The 20,402-nt window shown below is 43.0% G+C and carries 14 protein-coding genes; 6 read left to right on the forward strand and 8 right to left on the reverse strand.

Annotated elements, in window-relative coordinates; genetic code table 11:
* Positions 1-24 precede the first annotated feature (24 nt).
* The gene (locus ACO067_RS21765; RefSeq protein ID WP_421878164.1) at positions 25-3,144 is read right to left on the reverse strand and encodes a WD40/YVTN/BNR-like repeat-containing protein; all 3,120 of its coding nucleotides are present in this window, start codon (positions 3,142-3,144) and stop codon (positions 25-27) included.
* Positions 3,145-3,212: 68 nt separating this feature from the next.
* Positions 3,213-3,617, reverse strand: a complete 405-nt coding sequence (gene msrB / locus ACO067_RS21770) for a peptide-methionine (R)-S-oxide reductase MsrB (protein WP_421878166.1) — start codon at positions 3,615-3,617, stop codon at positions 3,213-3,215.
* 148 nt (positions 3,618-3,765) lie between these two features.
* Between msrB and ACO067_RS21775 the strand changes: the two genes are divergently transcribed.
* From ACO067_RS21775 to ACO067_RS21785, 3 genes are read left to right on the forward strand one after another with little or no spacing between them, the layout of a single operon-like run.
* Positions 3,766-4,935, forward strand: a complete 1,170-nt coding sequence (locus tag ACO067_RS21775; protein ID WP_421878168.1) for an efflux RND transporter periplasmic adaptor subunit — start codon at positions 3,766-3,768, stop codon at positions 4,933-4,935.
* An 11-nt stretch (positions 4,936-4,946) separates the two neighbouring features.
* A complete protein-coding gene (locus tag ACO067_RS21780) occupies positions 4,947-8,156 on the forward strand; it encodes an efflux RND transporter permease subunit (RefSeq protein WP_421878170.1) in 3,210 nt (1,069 codons plus the stop codon).
* Positions 8,092-9,576 carry a TolC family protein gene (locus ACO067_RS21785; RefSeq protein WP_421878172.1) on the forward strand — a complete coding sequence of 495 codons (1,485 nt, stop codon included), beginning with the start codon at positions 8,092-8,094 and terminating at the stop codon, positions 9,574-9,576. Before ACO067_RS21780 ends, ACO067_RS21785 begins: the two co-directional genes overlap by 65 nt.
* Here the strand turns inward: ACO067_RS21785 and ACO067_RS21790 are convergent.
* Positions 9,570-10,868 (reverse strand): D-alanyl-D-alanine carboxypeptidase, encoded by a 1,299-nt coding sequence (locus tag ACO067_RS21790; protein WP_421878174.1) that lies wholly within the window; start codon positions 10,866-10,868, stop codon positions 9,570-9,572. The two genes, ACO067_RS21785 and ACO067_RS21790, sit on opposite strands and share 7 nt — an antisense overlap.
* A 157-nt stretch (positions 10,869-11,025) precedes the next feature.
* On the opposite strand from ACO067_RS21790, the gene ACO067_RS21795 reads away from it, so the two are divergent.
* Together ACO067_RS21795 and ACO067_RS21800 are read left to right on the forward strand one after the other, a co-directional pair.
* Positions 11,026-12,318, forward strand: a complete 1,293-nt coding sequence (locus tag ACO067_RS21795; RefSeq protein ID WP_421878176.1) for a cation:proton antiporter — start codon at positions 11,026-11,028, stop codon at positions 12,316-12,318.
* 27 nt (positions 12,319-12,345) lie between these two features.
* A complete protein-coding gene (locus tag ACO067_RS21800) occupies positions 12,346-12,975 on the forward strand; it encodes a GOLPH3/VPS74 family protein (RefSeq protein WP_421878178.1) in 630 nt (209 codons plus the stop codon).
* Here the strand turns inward: ACO067_RS21800 and ACO067_RS21805 are convergent, their stop codons facing one another.
* Complete coding sequence (locus ACO067_RS21805; protein WP_421878180.1) at positions 12,976-13,431, reverse strand: hypothetical protein; 456 nt, start codon at positions 13,429-13,431, stop codon at positions 12,976-12,978.
* Entirely contained in the window at positions 13,428-14,525 is a 1,098-nt protein-coding gene (locus ACO067_RS21810; protein ID WP_421878182.1) for a potassium channel family protein, read from the reverse strand. The genes ACO067_RS21805 and ACO067_RS21810 overlap by 4 nt, the downstream gene beginning before the upstream one ends.
* 296 nt (positions 14,526-14,821) lie before the next feature.
* Here ACO067_RS21810 and ACO067_RS21815 point away from each other — a divergent pair, with 296 nt between their 5' ends.
* Entirely contained in the window at positions 14,822-16,603 is a 1,782-nt protein-coding gene (locus ACO067_RS21815) for a glycoside hydrolase family 15 protein (protein ID WP_421878184.1), read from the forward strand.
* An 87-nt stretch (positions 16,604-16,690) separates the two neighbouring features.
* Here the strand turns inward: ACO067_RS21815 and ACO067_RS21820 are convergent, their stop codons facing one another.
* The 3 genes from ACO067_RS21820 to ACO067_RS21830 all read right to left on the reverse strand — a co-directional run bounded on the left by ACO067_RS21820 (position 16,691) and on the right by ACO067_RS21830 (position 20,360).
* Entirely contained in the window at positions 16,691-18,865 is a 2,175-nt protein-coding gene (locus ACO067_RS21820) for a bifunctional alpha,alpha-trehalose-phosphate synthase (UDP-forming)/trehalose-phosphatase (RefSeq protein WP_421878186.1), read from the reverse strand.
* 92 nt (positions 18,866-18,957) lie between these two features.
* On the reverse strand, positions 18,958-19,761 hold the full coding sequence (locus ACO067_RS21825; protein WP_421878188.1) for an exonuclease domain-containing protein: 804 nt from the start codon (positions 19,759-19,761) through the stop codon (positions 18,958-18,960).
* Entirely contained in the window at positions 19,758-20,360 is a 603-nt protein-coding gene (locus tag ACO067_RS21830; protein ID WP_421878190.1) for a hypothetical protein, read from the reverse strand. The genes ACO067_RS21825 and ACO067_RS21830 overlap by 4 nt, the downstream gene beginning before the upstream one ends.
* Positions 20,361-20,402 lie beyond the last annotated feature (42 nt).

A 20,402-nucleotide genomic window follows, 5' to 3' on the forward strand; every position in this document is an offset into this window, starting at 1 on the left:
GCACACAAATATGGCTATTTTCATCTATTCATCTAGCTCAATCAACTGAATTTTGTTGTCAATTATTGACTGATTGATTTCAGGAAGATCAGTATTGAAAATTTCATAAAGTTTGGTCAGTTCTGCATCAATCTGACCAATGATTTCTTGTTTGAAAATAAGGGCCTGCTCAGTGGGAGGATTGTCTCCATAAGAAGCTAAGGCAGCCAGGTGACCGAGTTTGTTATTCAACCGTACCGGAAAATTCAGCGGATCCTGACGGCTTTCATTTTTGGTTTGGTATAGCGCTTTTTCTATTTCGGTCATCTGTTTGACCACCTTTTTTGACCGGTCTATCAGCTCTTTGTGTGTTTCCTTATCCATCAGTTTGACGACTTCATTGATTTTTCCTCTGGCTTTACGGATATTGGTGATGGCCTGATGAGTTTCACTAAGCTTATCTCGGGTTTCAATCAGAAAGTCGAACTGTGCCTGCAAATCTTCTTGTGTGGCGCTGCTTCTTGGATCCTTGATTAGGTCAAATGACTGTTTCATAGATTCTCCATTTACAGTGAGCGCTACCTCGTAAGTCCCGGGAGTTGCCATAGGCCCACTAGTTTTACTCCACCAGAGAATCATTCCGTCAAATGTCTTAGCATCCTGATATATCATGTCCCAGTTAAACATGTTCAGTCCCTGCTTGAAGGTTAGTTTTTCTTCATTAGCCTCCTTGTTTGGGTAGTTGGAGTAGGCTTTGATTACATCTCCATCGGGTTCCATGAAAGCGAGCGATACTGTGTCGGTTTTGGACGTGTCGGCCAAATAGAAATAGGTCAGAACGCCTCCTGGGTGATTGGTACCTGCGGTTTTGGAAGTATTTCCATTTCCTCCGCCTAGTCGGTAAGAGTCCATTGGTTTGAATAGGTAATACCTGGAATTAACCACCTGGTCAGTTAGCTGATGGAGTGTCGTTAGGTCATCGATTATCCAAAAACCTCTCCCCTGAGTAGCTGCTATGAGGTTGTTGTTTTTAATGGTGAGATCAGTAATAGGAACCATAGGTAAATTCATCTGGAACGGCTTCCAGGATGTACCATCATCAAAGGAAATATACATGCCTGATTCGGTGCCCGCATAGAGCAATCCTTTGCGCTCTGGGTCAGCTCGCACTACTCTTGTGAAATGATCATTGGAAATTCCATCAGTGATTTTTGTCCAGGTAGCTCCGTAATCACTCGTCTTATACAAATAAGGTTGATAATCCCCTAGCTTGTAGCGAGTGCCTGCAAATAGCATTCCGCCTTGATTGAACGGGTCCACTTCAATACTATTAATCATGGTCCATTTTGGCAGGGAAGGAGGAGTGACATTGGTCCAGTTTTCACCTCCGTCTTTTGTAAGGTGGATGAGGCCATCATCTGAACCAGTCCAGATAACACCTTCTTCATCCTGGGATTCCGCTGCAGCGAAAATGGTGCAATAATATTCTACGGATGTATTGTCCTTGGTGATAGGTCCTCCTGATGGTCCCAGCTTGGATGTATCATTGGTGGTAAGGTCTGGACTTACCAGCTCCCATGATTGACCGCCATCAGTTGTGGCATGCAGATGGTTGGATGCGGCGTATAACTTTTTGGGGTTGTGCGGAGAATAGAATATCGGGAAGTTCCATTGGAAGCGGTACTTCATTCCTTCAGCACCCCAACCCATTGGATTATCCGGCCAAACATTTACGGCTTGGGTTTCTTCGGTTTCGTGATTGTACCTGGTGAGGAATCCATCATAGCTACCTCCATAAACTATGTCATTGTTTGTTGGATCTACGGCAATGTGTGCACTCTCTCCACCTGCTGTTGATTCCCAGTCACTTTCACCGATGTACCTTCCTGACGTACGATGCGCTATCCGTACGGTAGAGTTGTCTTGTTGGGCGCCATATATCCGGTAAGGGAAAGCATTGTCTGTGGTCACTCGGTAAAACTGTGCTGTTGGTTGATTGTAATAGGTAGACCAGTTCTCTCCCGCATCGAAGGAAACCTGCGCTCCTCCATCATCACCGATGATCATGCGTTGATTGTCCTCTGGAGCAATCCACAGGTCGTGATGGTCTCCGTGGGGTGCATTGCTGGTCTTAAATGTCTGACCTCCGTCAGTAGATACATGATAGTTGACATTGAGGACATAGACCATGTCTTCATCTTGTGTATCGGCATAAATACGGGTGTAATACCAGGCCCTCTGTCTCAGTGAACGACTACTGTTAGTTTTTCTCCAGGTTTTTCCGGCATCATCGGATCTGAATACACCACCATCTTCATTTTCAATAATGGCCCATACACGTTCTGAGTTCACAGCAGAAACTGTAATGCCTGAGATTCCCCAAATACCACTGGGCAATCCATCGTTTTTAGAAATGTTCTTCCAGGTATCGCCTCCATCTGTGCTTTTCCAGATGGCAGAGCCTTCGCCACCACTCTCCAGGCTATATGGTGTTCTTCTGATTCTCCAGCTGGATGCGTATAATACACGTGGGTTATTTGGATCCATTACCAGATCGACAAATCCTGCATTTTCATTAGCGAATAGTATTTGCTGCCACGTATTACCACCATCTTTTGATCGGTAGATCCCTCGTTCGGAAGTGGGCTTGTACAAATCACCCATAACAGCCGCATAAACCAGGTCTGGGTTCTTTGGATGGATTTTGATGCGTGGAATATGTCGTGTGTTTTTTAACCCAACGGATTCCCATGTTTTGCCAGCATCTACGGATTTCCACATTCCATAACCGTATGAGACATTGCCTCGAACAGTTTTTTCACCACCACCTACGTAGATCACATTGTTGTCCCAGTCACTTACCGCCACAGCGCCAATGGAACCTCCAAAATACCCGTCGGAGATGTTTTCCCAGGTATTGCCAGCGTCCGTAGTTCTCCAGACCCCTCCGCCGGTAGAGCCAAAGTAGAATAGGTTTGGTTTGCCAGCCACACCAGTAACGGCCGCTGATCGGCCACCCCTGAATGGACCTACATTTCGCCATTCCATACCGGCATAGAGCGCTTCAGGGTATGAGGTCGTTGCAGTGTTCTTCCGCTTTTGTGCAGAGGATGAAAAGGTAATGGCCAGTAGGCCGAAGATCAGAAGGAATAAGTTGGATTTCATATAGGTTAACTATTGGATTGAATGTCCAATAAAACTATCCAACTTTTACTCGAACTGAAAAGCTAGTTTTATGAACGGTCGGATAAAGGCGTGAACTTTAACGCGCCACTATTCATGCAAAATCGCTCACCTGTGGGAGGGGGACCGTCATGAAATACGTGACCAAGATGTCCTTCGCATTGACCACAGGTGACTTCCGTACGAATCATGCCGAAGGATTTGTCCATGTGATAGTTTACGGCATCTTTTCGGATAGGTGCAAAGAAGCTAGGCCAGCCACACCCAGAATCAAATTTGGTATCAGAAATAAACAAGTCGTTGCCACAGCCAGCACATGTGTACTTGCCGTATTCCTTGTTTTCGAGTAAGTCACCGGTCCATGCTCGTTCGGTCCCTTTCTCTCTTAGTATTCGATATTGTTCAGGAGTTAGCTCCTTTTTCCACTCTTCGTCTGTTTTTGTGATCTTTTCCATTGGTGTAAATATGGTGCCTTGTGTCAATACAATAGTACTGTTCGCACACGGATATTGCCCGCTTATCAATAATCTACGTTTTTGCGCAACAAAAAATTCCAAAATCCATTAAATCACAGGACTTTTTATAAAAATCACAATCTGACTCATGAATAAAAGGCAATGGATTATCCTCGGTAGTACTGCCGGGATATTGGTGTTGGCAATTGCTTTGGCCAAATTTTTCGCATCACAAAAAGAAGCTCCAGAAATAAAGAAGCCTCCAGTGGCGAAGAAATATGTACAAACAAAGCCTGTGGCTTATGAAGACATTCAGACCTATGTAACAGCATTTGGAAGAGTAGAGACTGCTCAATCACTGGATCTGTTATCTGAAGTATCCGGTAGAATGCATCAAGGAAATATTCGACTAAAGGCGGGAGAGAACTTCAAAAAAGGAACGCTACTCTTCTATGTAGACGATACGGAAGCCTCGTTGAACCTCAAATCGCAAAAAAGCAATTTTCTACGGGACATTGCAGCTATACTTCCAGACTTAAAGATTGATTACAGTGACAATTTTAATGCTTGGGAAAAGTACTTCGGCAGTTTGGATATTGAGAAAAATCTGCCCGAACTCCCAGAAGCCAAATCAGATAAAGAAAAGACATTTCTTGCCACTAAAGGCGTTTTTTCTACATACTACACGATCAAAAGTGCTGAAGAACGCTTGAGGAAGCATCGATACTATGCGCCATTTGATGGAAGCATTTCTGAAGTAGCCATGGAATCCGGTGCATTTATCAATCCTGGAACCAGAATTGGCACTATTATAAGAACAGGGCTTCATGAACTACGAGTTTCGGTGGAAACCAGAGATATTCCGTGGGTACAAGTTGGGTCACCAGCTGAGATCTACTCCAGTGAAACTCAGCAAAAGTGGATTGGTGAAGTAGCTCGCATTAGTGATTTTGTCAATCAAAACACACAGTCAGTAGATGTGTATCTAACCATCAATCCGGGTAAACAGAAAATCTATGACGGTCAGTTTTTGCAGAGTGCCATTCCGGCAAGTGAGGTCAAAGATGGCATGATTATCCCTAGAAATGTACTCTACAATTCCAATGAAGTATTTGTAGTAGAAGACACTCTGCTAAAGGTAAAAGAAGTATTTGTGCACCGCACAATGGATGAAAACGTGATTGTGAGTGGTTTGTCTGAAGGTGCTGACCTGGTGGTGGAGCCTTTAGTCAATGCCCACAACAACATGGTGGTGTACAAGTCTGAGAAAAAAGATATCAATCTGGAGCTTAGTAGCAACGCTGCGGCTTCTAACTAAAACTGACCTACATGAATTCAATTAAAGGTTTAGTCGCATATTTTGTTAAGTATCCCATCTTAGCGAACATCCTGATTGCCCTGACTATCATTGGTGGGGTGGTGAGCTTTTTAAATACCAAAATGTCCTTTTTCCCGACGGCAAAGGATCGAGTAATCAACATCACTGTAGCTTATCCGGGAGCATCTCCTGAGGAGATGGAGGAGGGGGTGACCACTAAGATAGAAGAGGCTCTGAAATCCACTGCTGGAATCGATGAGTTGACCTCCACTTCATCTGAGAACAGTGCCAATATCAGCATTCTCACACTAGACAACTACGATATAGATGAGATCTATACTGAGGTGAAGAATGCCGTGGACGGGATTTCCTCTTTCCCGGCAGGTGCAGAGAAGCCCATCATTTTTAAGCAGCGCCAAAGATCCACTGCGCAGTGGCTTGGACTGACAGGTAATGTGAGTCTGAAAACACTTAAGCAATATGCAGAGTCGATTGAAGATGACTTGCTAGCTACTGGGGTGATCAGTCAGGTGAATATCAGTGGATTTCCACCTTTGGAGATTTCTATTGAAGTATCAGAAGAAACGCTAAGAAGGTATAACCTGACTTTTGATCAGGTGGTGAACGCTGTTCGATTGAACAACAGAGATATTTCTGCTGGTTCTATCAAGTCCAGCAGTGAGGAGATCTTGATCCGATCAAAAGCCAAGCAAACCGAAGCAGATGAGATTTCGGAGATTGTGGTGCGAAGCAACACAGACGGTACCAAGCTGAGATTGCGTGATATAGCAACGATCAAAGAACAATTTGCTGATCAGCCTAGTAAAGCGCTGCTGAATGGTGAAGAAGCTGTGTTTTTGGAAGTTAGAAAGCTGGAAACCGAAGACTTAACACAAATATCCGAGACGGTCACTGCCTATGTTCAAACCTTCAACGAGCAAAATGATGCAGTGAAGCTGACAACTACTTGGGATTTCAACAACATGCTGAATCAGCGGTTGGATCTACTCACATCTAATGGTGTAGTAGGTCTTTTACTCGTGCTGCTTTCCCTGGGTTTGTTTTTGAGCTTGAGACTGTCATTCTGGGTGGCGTGGGGTATTCCTTCGTCATTTCTGGGGATGTTTATTCTAGGCTCGTTTGTTGGATTAACGATCAACATGATTTCACTATTTGGTATGATCCTGGTCATCGGGATTTTAGTGGATGATGGAATTGTGATTGCTGAAAACATCTACTCTCATTTTGAAAAGAGCAAAAATCCAATTCAAGCTGCAGTACGTGGCACACTGGAAGTAGTGCCAGCGGTGTTTACTTCTGTATTGACCACCATTGTGGCGTTTTTACCCTTGTTGTTATTGACCGGAGGATTTGAGTTTTTGAAAGATATGGCATTTGTGGTCATATTCAGTCTGGCTTTCTCCCTGTTAGAAGCTTTTTTCATCCTGCCCGCACACCTTGCCAGTAAGAAGGTATTGAGTGTGAAAAAAGAGGATACACGAAGCTACAAGATTCGAAAGGTGCTGAATGGCTTCATTGACTACATGCGACTGAAACTATACGGTAGAGTGTTGCATTATGCCATGCAGTACCGCCTGGTTTCTCTGGCAGTGCTTACCGGATTTGTGGTGGTGATTGTTGGGTTGCTCGCAGGGGGACAGATCAAGGCTACCTTTTTTCCTCAGATTCCATTCAATAGCTTCAACATCAACATTAGTTTCAAACCAGGTGAGCGAGAGCAAAAAGTAGAGGCTTACCTGGCCCGGTTTGACGATGCGGTGTGGAAGGTGAATGATGAACTGAAAGAGGAACTTGTTATTGAAAATGACATCATCACCTACACCTTTACCAATGTCGGTTTTTCGGGTGATGGTGAAAGTGGATCACATGCGGGTAATGTGAATGTGATGTATGACGAACTGGATCCATATGGTATCAACCAGTTCGATCTGATATCGAAGATTCGTAAAGAAATAGGGCCGGTCACGGAAGCAGAGAAGTTTAGCATTGGCGGAGGCAACCGCTGGGGTAAACCTGTATCGGTCATGCTGCTGGGTAAGAATTATGACGAATTGCGCAATGCCAAGGAGTTCTTAAAAGCAGAATTAGCCAACATACCTGACCTAAAGGAGATACAAGACAATGTGCCAATCGGTAGGAGAGAGATGCTATTCGATTTAAGACCAGAAGCCTATTTCTTAGGACTTACTCACGACAATATCACCAGACAAATGCGTCAGGGATTCTTTGGCGAAGAAGCTCAGCGATTCATGAAAGGTGACGATGAGTTGCGCGTTTGGGTAAGATACCCACAAAGCGATCGTCAGAGCATCAGCCAGGTAGAGGATATTAAGATCAAAACAACAAATGGGCAAGAGTTTCCTTTGAATCAGGTGGCTGATTATCGAATCGAAAGAGGAGTAAGCGGAATCAAGCATTTCAATTCCTCCAGGGCAGTGACCGTAGAAGCCGATCTTCAAGATCCGTTTGCAGAAGTACCACCGATCTTACAGAAGATTCAGAATACGATTATTCCAGAGTTGAAAGCCCAGTTCCCAACGGTGACTGTGGATTACGGTGGTCAGTCAAAGGAAAGTGCCAGAGCCGGACAAGAAATTGGTCTCTACTTTGGGGGTGCCTTTTTACTGATCTTCTTCATTTTGATGATCACATTCCGATCATTCTACCAGGCATTCTTAATTGCTTCCATGATTCCACTAGGCTGGTTTGGAGCCATGTTTGGTCATGGTGTGGAGTCGTGGATCAGTGGACGAGAATTGCCTGTATCATTGCTCTCCGTTTGGGGAATGGTGGCCCTGTCTGGGGTTATTATTAACGATGCGGTGGTATTCCTTGCCAAATTCAATTCTTTGGTGAAAGATGAAGGAATGACTGTTTACCAGGCTGCTTATAATGCTGGTCTTGCCAGGTTTAGAGCCATCATGTTAACCTCATTAACTACGGTATTGGGACTTTACCCGTTGATAAAGGAAACAAGTTTCCAGGCGCAGTTCTTGATCCCCATGGCGATTTCAGTGGCTTATGGGGTGTTGATCGGTACCTTCATCATCCTCGTGTTCTTCCCAGTCTTGATCTTGTTCTTCAACGACGTGCGCAGAGCACTCAAATGGTTCTGGACAGGTAAAAAGCCATCACGTGAAGAGGTGGAGCGAGTGCTCCTGGACGAACAGCGTCTGGAAGAGTACCGCGAATCAGCCTAATCAATTTTTTAACTACAAAGACTATAAACAAGTGAAGTTTTACACTTTAGGAATACTTTTATTTTTGGCTACTGGGACTGCTTTGGCCCAGCAGCCGCTTTCATTGTCGGATGCTATCGCAATCGGGTTGGAGAAAAACTATGACATACGTATAGAGCGGAAGAATGTCATTACAGCAGAAAACAACAATGACTGGGGTGCTACAGGTATTTTACCTTCAGTTCGATTGGACGTCCAAAGTCAAAATAACATTCGAAACCAGCAGTCTGATAATCAGTTTTTCGGAGGTCAGTTGTTTCCAGGTTTTGAGTTAGATGATCAGCGATCTTATGGTCTTACGCCTTCTTTGAATGTGAACTGGACCATATTTCAGGGCAACAAAGCCATTATTTCCAAACGAAGATTGGAGCAGTTGGAAGCCGAGTCTATGCAAAATGCTGATGTGGTTATTGCCAACACACTTCAGGCGATTATTCTAGCTTACTACAATGCAGTCCTTGAAAAGGACCGGCTGGATGTCTTTGAGCAGCAGTTGGCTTTGAGTAGAGATGTTTACAGCTACACTGAAACCAAATATGATATGGGTAGTGCTGTCACATCTGATTTGCTTCTGGAAGAGAATAATTACCTAACGGATTCTACCAATTATATCAATCAGATGTTGGCTTATCGCAATGCAGTAAGAACACTCAATGTGTTGCTTGTAAATGAGGATTTAAATAATTCATACGAATTTGCCGATTCACTCTTTTTCGAAAAGCAACAATATCAGTTTGAAGACCTCAAACAAGCAATGCTTGCTGAGAATGTGGATCTTAAAAAGATATACATCTCACAGTCTATTTTGGAATCTCAGGTGAAACAAAATAGATCGGATTTATTCCCAACCTTAAGTGTGAATGGTGGATATCAATGGAATAGAAACGTATCTGATTTAACCAATGCCACTTATGATGGCCCAAATACCAACTATCAAAACCCGCCAGAGCCACTTGTTTCTAAGACCGGGACTTACTTTGCCAACTTCACTTTAAGTTTCAATCTATTTGATGGAGGGAGAGTAAATCGCGCCATTCGCAATGCGGTGGTTGCAGAAGATATTGGCAATTTGCGCATTGAGCAACTGGAAACCAATCTGGACAGAGACTTGTACGAAGCTTATGAGAGGTATGAAGTAAGAAGACAATTGTATGGTATTAGTGCCAGAAGTGAAGAAGCAGCAAGAACCAACCTGAGTATCTCTGAACAAAAGTTTAAAAGTGGAACGATCAATTCATTTGATTTCCGTGTGGTTCAAAACAACTACTTATCTGCTTCAATTGTCAAATTACAGGCATTATACAATCTCATGGATTCTAAAGTAGAGCTAATGCGATTGACTGGTGGGTTGATTGCAGATTACGGCGATACCAATCAATAATTGTCCCTGATCTTTTCTAAGACTTTTTGCATTTCAGCTTTTACCTCATTCACTGGAGTGAGGTAATTGTTATTCATAAAGGAGAAAATTAACTTCCTGCCTGAGTTGGTAACGATAAATCCACTCAGGCAATGATTGTTGCTCAACGTACCAGTTTTAGCAAACACATAAGGTTGATCAATACCGGGATACCAGTTCTTGATTGTGCCGGATTTGCCTCCATTGGGGAATATCCATTGAATGGTCTGCCAATCCACTTCTCGATATATATAGTTGAGCACTTTGACGATGGCTCTGGGTGTGAACAGGTTATATCTCGATAAACCTGACCCATCTACCCATTGCAGCTGATCTGATAGCTGCCACGCATGGAGTAGCCGATTTCTGAAAGCATCCTGATTCTCATATCCTTTTGCTCTTCCTGCAGTGATGAGTAATTGCTCCGCCAGAAAATTATCACTGCGCTGCATCATCAGAGCCAGAGTAGGGATGGTGGCTTGATTGTACACGGTTTTCTCCTTGACCAGTAGCGGGCTGTTGGTAGTGGTGGTACTGGCTCCAATGGTGTCTGCCATCAATATACTCAGCAATTCATTGCTGACTTGAAAAGGGATTTTGCGTTCGAATGAAGAGGAGTCGTCCTCCATCCAGATATTGAATAGGTTGTAAGCAAACTCTCGGTATACAAAACTGCCTGGTCGCTCACCTACATAGAGATCGATGTAGTCTTCAAAAAAGTCAGGGATCACATGAAGTGTGTCAGAGTTAAAGATTCGCACTTCATTGGCGTATATTGGCATCCAAAAGCGCTCAGACTGGAAGCTGTATTGGTAGTCATCCCACGCCCAGCCTGGTCCAAAAGCTTTGATCGGTCGCTCTGGAAGGTGGACAACCGTGGGAGTGCCCATGAGAGGATAGAGTGCCGGTTGTTCTGGAAAGTCTGGATGGAGTAAGGTAGGATCTCCGTATGGCTCAATATGTACTACCGAATCAATATGAGCTAAATCATAGGTAGGAATGGAATCTCCGAAAACCTGCAAACAGGCTGCAGTGGTAAAAATCTTGGTGTTAGATGCTGGTGTAAAATTCAGGTCAGCATTCCATTCTTTTAGATAGACGTTTGATTGCGGATCATACAGTAAAAACCCGGTGAATTGATTGGTGAAAATTTCGGATTTTTTGAACGACCTGTTAATGCTGTTGCCAGCGAGTGTTTGCTTGATAGATTGGCATCCTGTGATGGTCACAAAAACCCAAAATATTGCAATAAGCGTGAATTGACTGATTTTCATATTGTATGAAAAAAACCCGTTTTATTTGAAATATGCACTGATTATGGCCGAAATGGAGCTATAATAAAAGTTAAGCATTATTTTTTTAGTAATATTATTGTACTTATTTTGGCAGCGCCTTAAAGGACTTATTTTAATTGAATTATTCATTCATCGCATGAGCATTCTCGACCTAATCACCTTACTCATTTTCTTAGCCGCAGTATTTACGCTAATTAACATCACAGTTCTCAAGTTACCAAGTACTATTGGTTTAATGGCTATTGCCTTGATGATGTCTGTGTTCATTCTCATTTTGGGGTATGCATTTCCAGCTGTAACAAGGGGTGCTGAACACATTGTTGAGGAGTTTGATTTTAAGGAAGTACTGATGGGTGTCATGCTGAATTTTTTACTCTTTGCGGGAGCGCTATCGGTAGACCTGAGGAAGCTCCTTGAGGAGCGGGTAGCTGTTCTAATTTTGGCTACTGTTGGTACTTTGTTGTCCACTTTTATAGTGGGTACGTTGGTATTTTACATCTTCCCGTATTTAGGTGTAGAAATTGACTACATCTTTTGTCTACTATTTGGAGCCCTGATCTCACCTACAGATCCTATTGCGGTGTTGGCACTTATTAAGAAATTTGGCCTTTCTAAAAACCTGGAGATTAAGATTGCTGGTGAGTCCTTGTTCAATGATGGAGTAGGCGTAGTGGTTTTCCTTACGATCCTGGGTATTGCGCAAGCCACTAATGGTGGAGCAGAGGCTGCTCATGGAGCACATGGTGGTGGCGAAATTACCGCAGGTAGTGTGGCATTGCTATTTGGTCAGGAAGTAGTTGGTGGAGTATTCCTGGGAGCTATTTTCGGGTTTCTTGGATTTAGACTGCTGAATTTTATTGACAATGACCATGTGGAGTTGGAAGTGCTGGTGACGCTTACCCTGGTAATGGTCGGTGGGCGTGTGGCTGAGTTTCTGCACGTGTCAGGACCATTGGCAATGGTAGTCATGGGATTATTCATTGGAAATGAAGGGCGCGACGAGAAATTAGCCAATGCAACTGGTGAATATGTGTTCAAATTCTGGCATTTGCTTGATGAAGCATTGAATGCCATCTTGTTCATTTTGGTGGGGCTGGAGATGATCGTAATCGCCAATACCTTCTCGCCTAGCAGTATCCTGGTGGGGATTGTAGGAGTGTTGATTGTATTGTTTGCGCGCTTGCTTGGTGTATCTATCCCAATAGGCATCATGTCTACTTATCGTAAATTTGAACCAAAGACCATTGCCATTCTCACCTGGGGAGGATTGCGAGGAGGTATCTCCGTGGCATTGGCTCTGTCATTATCAGAATTTACGTGGATCGAGGGATCTATTAAAGAAACTATACTTTTTGTTACCTATTGTTGCGTAGTTTTCTCAATTTTGGTGCAAGGTTTAACAATGGGACTATTGTTAAAGAATAACTAAAAGGATAACAAACCACAACGAACCAGTATGAAAATTAGCATCGCAGAGGGTCTATACCTAATAGCGCTTGATGATGAAGAAGGAAGATTACTAGCAGCAGCTGAAAAGACAATCGTACCAGGGTTGATCAGCGCTTGTATTCTGGAATTGCACCTACAGAAAAAAGTAGAGTTGCATGACAGTACAATCACCGTTTCAGATACGACCGGAACGGGGAATGGCATCTTGGATAATGTGTTGAAGAAACTAAAAAGCGGGGTATCTCTCACCGATACCATCGAAAACCTCACTCACCACTTTAAGGACATTCAGGAAGATTTGAATCAGCTGTTGATACAGCGGGGTATCTTGAAAAAGGAGGCTACAAAATTGATGTGGATTCCACTTTCTGAACGAATGGACAATGCCAATTATGCATTCGAGCAGCAGATTCGCGACTCAATGTTCAATATTGTCTTCAAGAGTGCCAAACCTACTCCTGGATTTGTAGTATTGATGTCTCTTATCTATGACTGTCAGATACTCAATGAGGTGTTTAAGGACAAAGATGAACTGATTGATGCAGTGAAAGTAGCTAAGGACATAGTGAACTCACCGATGATCACTGATGAGTTGTCTCAAGCTCTGAAAAACTTAAAAGCCTATTTCGGAAACTGATTATTCTTCAGTTTCCGATTCGAGCACTCTTTTTGAATCAAGATCGCTAGACTCCAGACTTTGGAGTTCTCTTACTTCTTCATTCAGGTGGAAGAGAAGCAGTTCATCAACTTCTGCCTGGACATCCTCTAGTTTTCTACCAGAAGCAGCAGCATATATTCTTGTTTGCAGGTCATTGATCGTCTTGACATAAGCCATCATGGTATCATGTTTGGCCATCAGTTTGTTGGCTCGGAATGCCATAAAGCCGAACCCCTCGTGCGGGTTGTTGTTGTCTTTTTCCAGAATGAGGTATTCAATACCATCAACAGAGATCTTATCGAAGTGAAAACTGATGTTTTCATGGATTTCTCGCGGCTGGAAAGCCTCACCTTCGTTGATATCCCTATTTTTACAGCCATCTACCAAAGCCATACTGAGTACGGCCAGGATCAATCCCACAGGTCTTTTCTTCATGATTGCTTTTGTTTTTCTCTAATGTACCCTTCGTTCACGTGGAAGGCTCGTCTAATTAGTTTGAATGCTTTACCGTTTAGAATAATAATTAAGTAATCCCCTGGAGCAATTTTCAAGTCGCCGAGTGGGTTTTTGATCAGCTTCTTGTTACCAAATTTATCACGCTTAGTGATACCTATGAGCACGCTGTTGTACTTGCTTTTTAACTCAAAAAATGCTTCCTGGTAAGGTTTGCCCACATAAGGATTGTTTGGTGTAACCAAAAATTGCTTGATGTCATAGTCTGAATCTCCTCTAGCAAATGACATGATGGATTCGCTGTAGGCTGCTACGTCCGGTTCAAACATATAAGAAGCCAGAAGCTTTGAGGATAATTCATGCTTAGATATGGTGTTGGTCACTCCGGCACTAACAAATGTGTTTTTAAGATCACCATTTTCTAGGGTTACCACATACTCCAGGTTAGGAAACACTTTCTTCAGGTTAAGAATATATACCAGTTTTTCCGTGTCATCGTCTAGGTTGACAAATACAATGGATGATTGCTCCAGATTGCTCTTTTTTAATAGCTCATGCGCATTGAAGTCCGAGTACAAGATGAAAATACTCTTGCTATGAGGGTATTGATCTCTGATCAGCTCAATGTCCTCTTTTTTGTTAGTGACAATAGCCACATGTTTACCTACTCCAATCAGCTGGTCCAGAACCATTTTACCAAATTCATTCCAACCAATAATAATGGCATGTCCTTCCATGCTTGTTCCGTTGTAACCAAGTTTTTTGTTTTCCTTGATAGTAGCCATAAGATTCGTGAATTGACCAATTAAAATACCATAAATACCGACGCTCATTAGGATAAAGACATATCCGATCGCTCTTCCATAAACAGTAGCCGGGAAGAGGTCTCCATAACCCACTGTAGTAAGTGTGACCACCGAATACCATATTGCATTGGTATAATCCTTTATGGCAGATTGACTGCTGTCTTTTTCAACATATATGAGCGCAGTGATCAGAAGATAATATATAAGAAATCCGAAGAGTATCTCCAGACTGATCTTGAGAGTCTTGTTCTTAAAAAGATCTTGAAACATGTGTTAGTCAGGTGAAAACCAAATATAATGAAAGGAATTGATGTGTGAATAGGACTACCTCATTTATGTGTGTGTCGGAGCCAATACCATTAGGTTACCTCATGTTATTTTAGGATGGTTCACAGGCGTCTTACCCACACTCACCAGTATTTATATTTAGGGATTTAGAAAATTGTGGAATTTTCTAAAAATAGAATTATCGTTTGCTTTTATTATAAAATAATATCCACTTAATTTATGAATTGTTAAAAAAATAGATGATTCATTTAAAGTAAGTATCACCAAATAATTCATACATGCGAAGACATACCTACGATTTTGGTGTAATCGGCAACTGTGCATTTACCGCTCATATTCATAAGAATACCAACATCTCCTGGATGTGTTGGCCCCGTTTTGATAGTAGTTTTATCTTCGGAGGACTATTGGATGAAGAGAAGGGTGGAGAGTTCTCGATTAAGCCTTTAGAGCCTGAGTTCGATAGTAAGCAGTATTACATAGAGAATACCAACATTCTATGCACTGAAGTGGAATCGGAAACAGGCAAGTATCGTGTCACAGACTTTGCTCCTCGCTTTTATCAGACAGATAGATACTATCGACCTTTAATGCTCATACGAAAAATCGAGCGTCTGGAGGGAAATCCTCGATTAGTGGTCAAATGTAAACCAAAGGGCGACTATGGGAACGTAACTCCTCAGTCTTCGATGGGTAGCAATCACATTCGATTTCTGGGACTGGAGGCTCATTGTAGACTTACTACAAACATTTCGCTCAATTACGTGCTGGGCGAAGAGAGTTTTGTGCTGAATGAAACCAAGTATCTGGTGATGACTTACGGACCACCACTGGAAGCTTCCCTGGAGGAGACTGTGGAGGTGTTCTTGACTAAAACGAAAAACTACTGGAGAAACTGGATCAAGACTGCTGCTATTGTCAACTTTTATCAAAGAGAAGCGATCCGCTCAGCCTTAATCCTGAAAATACATCAGTACGAGGATACTGGGGCGATCATAGCTGCAGCGACTACCAGCTTGCCAGAATCACCCGGCAGCACCCGCAACTGGGATTATCGATACTGCTGGATGCGTGATACGTTCTATACACTCAATGCTTTTAATAACATCGGGCACTTTGAGGAATCAGAGAAATACTTCCACTATATCCTCAACACGACTATTGAAGAATCAAACCGATATCAGCCACTATATGGTATCAGTGGTCAGAAACGACTGACGGAGAAGGAAATAGCACTGAATGGCTACATGGGAAATCAGCCCGTACGCATTGGAAATGACGCATATACGCACATTCAAAATGACGTTTATGGCCAGGTGTTGATTTCATTGCTTCCTCTCTATGAGGATAAGCGGATCATATTTACAGAGCGTTTTGATTCATCCGAGTTGGTGACTAAAACGCTCGATATGATTGAGAAGACTTTTGATGAGACTGACGCGGGATTGTGGGAATTCAGGAACTTGAGCCAACACCATTGCTATACCTACTTGTTCCATTGGGCGGGTAGTAGTGCAGCGGTGAAAATTGCTAAAGTGATCGGAGACTCCAAAATGGGGGAAAAGGCTGTAAGACTCAAAGAACGATCTCAAAAAATGATCGAGAAGTGTTTTGTTCCATCCAAGAAAGCCTACGCACAAGCGGTAGGTGTGGATCGGATGGACGCCAGCACGCTCCAGCTGATCATGATGAATTACTTTGGGGGTAATGAACAGGCTGCCAGAGATCACTTGTTGGGGATGGAGAAAGAACTACATGCCAAAGGAGGGCTATTCTATCGATACAAGCATCAGGATGATTTTGGTGAACCAGAGACTACTTTTCTCATTTGTGCATTTTGGTATGTAGAAGCTCTGGCTTGTGTGGGAAGACTGGATGAAGCAATCAAGTATTTTGAAAACCTCATTTCTTATTCCAATCACGTTGGGCTGTTGAGTGAAGACGTGAACGAAAAGGATGGCAGCATGTGGGGAAACTTTCCTCAGGCTTACAGTCACGTAGGCTTGCTCAACGCTGCTTCGAGAATTGCCAGAAAGCTGGATAAGCCAGACTTTTTATAATCAATTTATAGCTACAAATAAAAAAGAGCCATTCGAACAATGGCTCTTTTTTAATTTGGCGTCACCTATGAATAGGAGAATAACCTGTCAGTTGATTAAACTTTTCAAGATATCTCGGATTTCTGTGTGATCAGTCACCCGATATCTCGCAGCAGATGATGTACTACCGACTTTGATGCTATAGGCATCTTTTGGCATGGCCTTGAAGGTGTCTTCGTCGGTCCAATCATCACCACAGGCCATCACAAAATCAGATGGATACTTGTTGAGCCATACTGCGGCTGCACGACCTTTGTCGATCTCTGAATTTTTTATTTCCACTACTTTGTTTCCTTCGAGAACTTTCAAGTTCCTGTCGATGGTGATGTATTTCAAGTGACTGGTCAGTTCTCGGGTTCTTGCTTCACCAAGTCCGGTTTCTACTTTGCGGTAATGCCATACCAATGAGTAATCCTTCTTCTCTATGAAACTTCCCGGCGTTCGATCTACATAGCCGTCCAATACTTTTTGAATTGGTTCTTTCCAATTGTCGCTAAGCGTGGTAAGCGTTTTGAACTCCTGATCGCGTTCCTTGATCCATACACCATGCTCAGCGATAATTTCTAAATGATATTCCTTGAGCCATTCAGCGAGCGTTTCTCGTCCTCTTCCACTGATCACTACCACACGGTTTCGCTTGTCATCCGTGAGTTTTTTAAGGATCGTTTTCAATTCTTTGTCCGGTTTGGAATCATTGGGATCACTAAAGAAACCAACTAAAGTGCCATCATAGTCCAAAAAGATAAGCCGCTTATCTGCAGTATCGTATGATGTCTTGATTTCGCTTCGAATGTCCTTATCCACAATCTGTGTCTCCAATGCTTTTTGTTCATTTTTGATGAAGCTTAGACGCTCCATAAAGATGTTTACCCAATGGTGGATGTTGTACCGCTGCAGGGATCGCTGCATGGTGGTCATGGCCGCCATTTGCTTTTTCACAGGCATGGTCAAAGCTTTCTTCAGTGCACTGACCAACTGATGAATGTCGTTCGGGTTGATCAACAGGGCATCCGATAATTCTTTAGACGCTCCAGCCATTTCACTCAATATCAAGACACCTTTTTTGTCCAACTTACTGGCAATAAACTCTTTACAGACCAGATTCATGCCATCTCGCATTGGGGTGACGAGTGCTACTTCTGCCATGCGATAAAATGCGGACAAGGCATTGAGGGGAAATGACCTATAGAAGTAGTGAATGGGTGTCCAGTTGAGTCGTGCATGTTTACCATTGATCCTACCAACCAGAAGATCCACTTCTTCTTTCAATTCTTTGTATTTGCCCACTGAATCTCTAGATGGAACAACTACCATCAGCAAAGATACTTTTTCACGGTACTCCTCATTCTCTTCCAGGAATAGTTCAAAAGCTTTCAATCGCTGTGGAATTCCCTTAGAGTAGTCTAATCTGTCAATGGATAACACAAGACGCTGGTCACCTACTGAAGTTCGGTATCGTACTTCTCTTGCCAGGGTTTCGGGTGAAGCCGCCGTGCTGGCATACTTTTCATAATCGATTCCCATTGGTAGGGCATCCACCATGACTTTTCTGTTGTCTACATTGATTTGTCCGTTGCTGTTGCCCAATCCTGCCAATCTATTTACGGATGATAGGAAGTGACGCATGTCGTCATAGGTGTGAAATCCTAAGAAATCTGCTCCCAACATGCCGTTGAGAAGCTCTCGTCTCCAAGGCAGCAGCCTGAAGGATTCGTAAGAAGGAAAGGGGATGTGCAGGAAGAATCCGATGCTTGCCTTGGGGGCGTGCTGTCGCAAAAGTTGGGGAAGAAGTAGCAGCTGGTAATCATGGATCCAGATCGTATCCTCTGGTTCCAGTACCTCCTCAATGGCTTTGGCAAATTTCTTATTGACCTTTTGATAGGCTCGCCACATCTCATCATCGAAAACTATGTACTGATTGAAGTAGTGGAAGTTTGGCCAGAGCGTCTCATTGCTAAACCCTTCGTAGAAATCCTCAATTTCAGAAGCTGTGAGAAACACTGGCTTCATGCTTTCCTTTTTCAGGTTTTTAGTGATCTCTTTTTGGTGATCAGATTTGGAGACTGGCATTCCTGGCCAGCCAATCCAAATATTGTCTCCTTCTTTGTAAATGGAGCCCAAGCCGGTTGCTAAGCCTCCTTCACTTGGTTTGTACTGGAACTTACCGTCCTCTTGAGATATTTTTACTGGTAGTCGATTAGATACGATGATCGTTTTGGCCATAACTAAAGGTTTACAATAAATATACAACCCTCATTTCATTTTGTTAGATCGGGTTGTTTTAAGTTACTATTAGTTCTTGATGGGCCGGGGTTTTACCCAAAAGTGTTCCTAAGTCTTATTTGAGTCAGTTTGCGCTTGGTGTCTAGCGGGAAGTCTCCCTTCATCATCCAATCATAAAAGCTAGGTTCTTTTTGTAGGATATCATTAACAGGCTTGCCGCGGTGTTTGCCAAAATTGAATACTTCCACTCCGTCGTTGTTGAAGACAATTCGCCCAGCCAGATCAACCATTTTTTGGTTGGTGAGTTCGTGCAGGGTGCCCATGTCATTTTCGATGATTCCGATCTCCTCTCCGAGCAAGTTCTGCACTTTTTCACCGTCGTATTTCTCTATTTGAGACATAAGTACCTCATAGGTGGCCTGGGTGTCGGCAAGAGCACTATGAGCATTTTCGAGGGTTTTACCGCAGTAAAATTTGTACGCCGCACTGAGGTTTCTTTTTTCCATCAGATGAAAGATCTTCTGAGCATCCACCAATTTTCGATGGTCCACATCAAAGTCAATGTTGACTCTGAGAAATTCCTCCACTAGCATAGGCACGTCAAATTTGAGAATATTGAATCCCGCAAGATCACAACCCTCCAGCCAAGTGGCCAGGGACTTACCCACTTGCTTGAAGGTAGGCTCATCTTTTACATCCTCATCATAGATCCCGTGGATCAAACTTGTTTCCAGGGGGATGGGAATGGTAGGATTGATTTTACGACATTTCTCTTCAACAGTGCCGTCCGGCATTACTTTGATAAGTGCCATTTCTACAATCCGATCACGTGATATGTTAGTGCCGGTTGTTTCCAGGTCAAATACTACGAGAGGGTTCTTCAGGTGAAGTTTCATGAAAAGGACTTTAGAGCTTCGAAGAACTGAGCATCCGATACACCAATGCGGTTGAGCAGTGCTTTAGCTGCTGCTGCATGTTTCGGAAATCGCTTACTGGTGGATTTTACATGGATCTTTTCCGAACCATTGATCACCTGATATCCGTCTTCTAGTTGTTCCGTTTTTAGTTCCGAGTACTCGATATTTTTGATGTCTTCACGCTCTTTTTTGCCCATCAGTGTGGCTACATTATCACCTTCAAAAAAGAGGAAAGTGCCTGCTTTTGGAAGGTTATCGGCCAATAGTTCAAATTGGGCAATATACTCCTCGAACGATTGGTAAGGGGCCGGTACATCTTCGTCAATCCGGTGGATGAGCAATATGTGAATGTCCAGTTGATGGAATAACGCTTTACCATCTGTCAGTTCATCACCTCCTTTGATCAATACGATTGGAGCATCACTAGGTGTAAAGTCTTCACCCACTGAGTAATAATCAGCGGGTTTGCCAATAACCTCCAATACATGTTGCACAAGACCGTAGATCTTGTTTACTCCGTGGTTTCCACCTATATATATTCTTTGCTTATTCTTTAATAGGTCAGTGTTTATCTGCATGGGTTGTTACGTATAGCTCAAAAATAAAAGAAAAAGGGGGGG

Origin of the sequence: Marinoscillum sp. (assembly GCF_965229915.1) — a bacterium.
Taxonomy (GTDB): Bacteria; Bacteroidota; Bacteroidia; order Cytophagales; family Cyclobacteriaceae; genus Marinoscillum.

Bases quoted from the DNA above. Each gene is read 5' to 3' on its own strand.
- ACO067_RS21810 (WP_421878182.1), bottom strand. From the start codon at position 14,525: ATGTTTCAAGATCTTTTTAAGAACAAGACTCTCAAGATCAGTCTGGAG.
- ACO067_RS21805 (WP_421878180.1), bottom strand. From the start codon at position 13,431: ATGAAGAAAAGACCTGTGGGATTGATCCTGGCCGTACTCAGTATGGCT.
- ACO067_RS21780 (WP_421878170.1), top strand. From the start codon at position 4,947: ATGAATTCAATTAAAGGTTTAGTCGCATATTTTGTTAAGTATCCCATC.
- ACO067_RS21815 (WP_421878184.1), top strand. From the start codon at position 14,822: ATGCGAAGACATACCTACGATTTTGGTGTAATCGGCAACTGTGCATTT.
- msrB (WP_421878166.1), bottom strand. From the start codon at position 3,617: ATGGAAAAGATCACAAAAACAGACGAAGAGTGGAAAAAGGAGCTAACT.
- ACO067_RS21790 (WP_421878174.1), bottom strand. From the start codon at position 10,868: ATGAAAATCAGTCAATTCACGCTTATTGCAATATTTTGGGTTTTTGTG.
- ACO067_RS21820 (WP_421878186.1), bottom strand. From the start codon at position 18,865: ATGGCCAAAACGATCATCGTATCTAATCGACTACCAGTAAAAATATCT.
- ACO067_RS21795 (WP_421878176.1), top strand. From the start codon at position 11,026: ATGAGCATTCTCGACCTAATCACCTTACTCATTTTCTTAGCCGCAGTA.
- ACO067_RS21830 (WP_421878190.1), bottom strand. From the start codon at position 20,360: ATGCAGATAAACACTGACCTATTAAAGAATAAGCAAAGAATATATATA.
- ACO067_RS21775 (WP_421878168.1), top strand. From the start codon at position 3,766: ATGAATAAAAGGCAATGGATTATCCTCGGTAGTACTGCCGGGATATTG.
- ACO067_RS21825 (WP_421878188.1), bottom strand. From the start codon at position 19,761: ATGAAACTTCACCTGAAGAACCCTCTCGTAGTATTTGACCTGGAAACA.
- ACO067_RS21765 (WP_421878164.1), bottom strand. From the start codon at position 3,144: ATGAAATCCAACTTATTCCTTCTGATCTTCGGCCTACTGGCCATTACC.
- ACO067_RS21800 (WP_421878178.1), top strand. From the start codon at position 12,346: ATGAAAATTAGCATCGCAGAGGGTCTATACCTAATAGCGCTTGATGAT.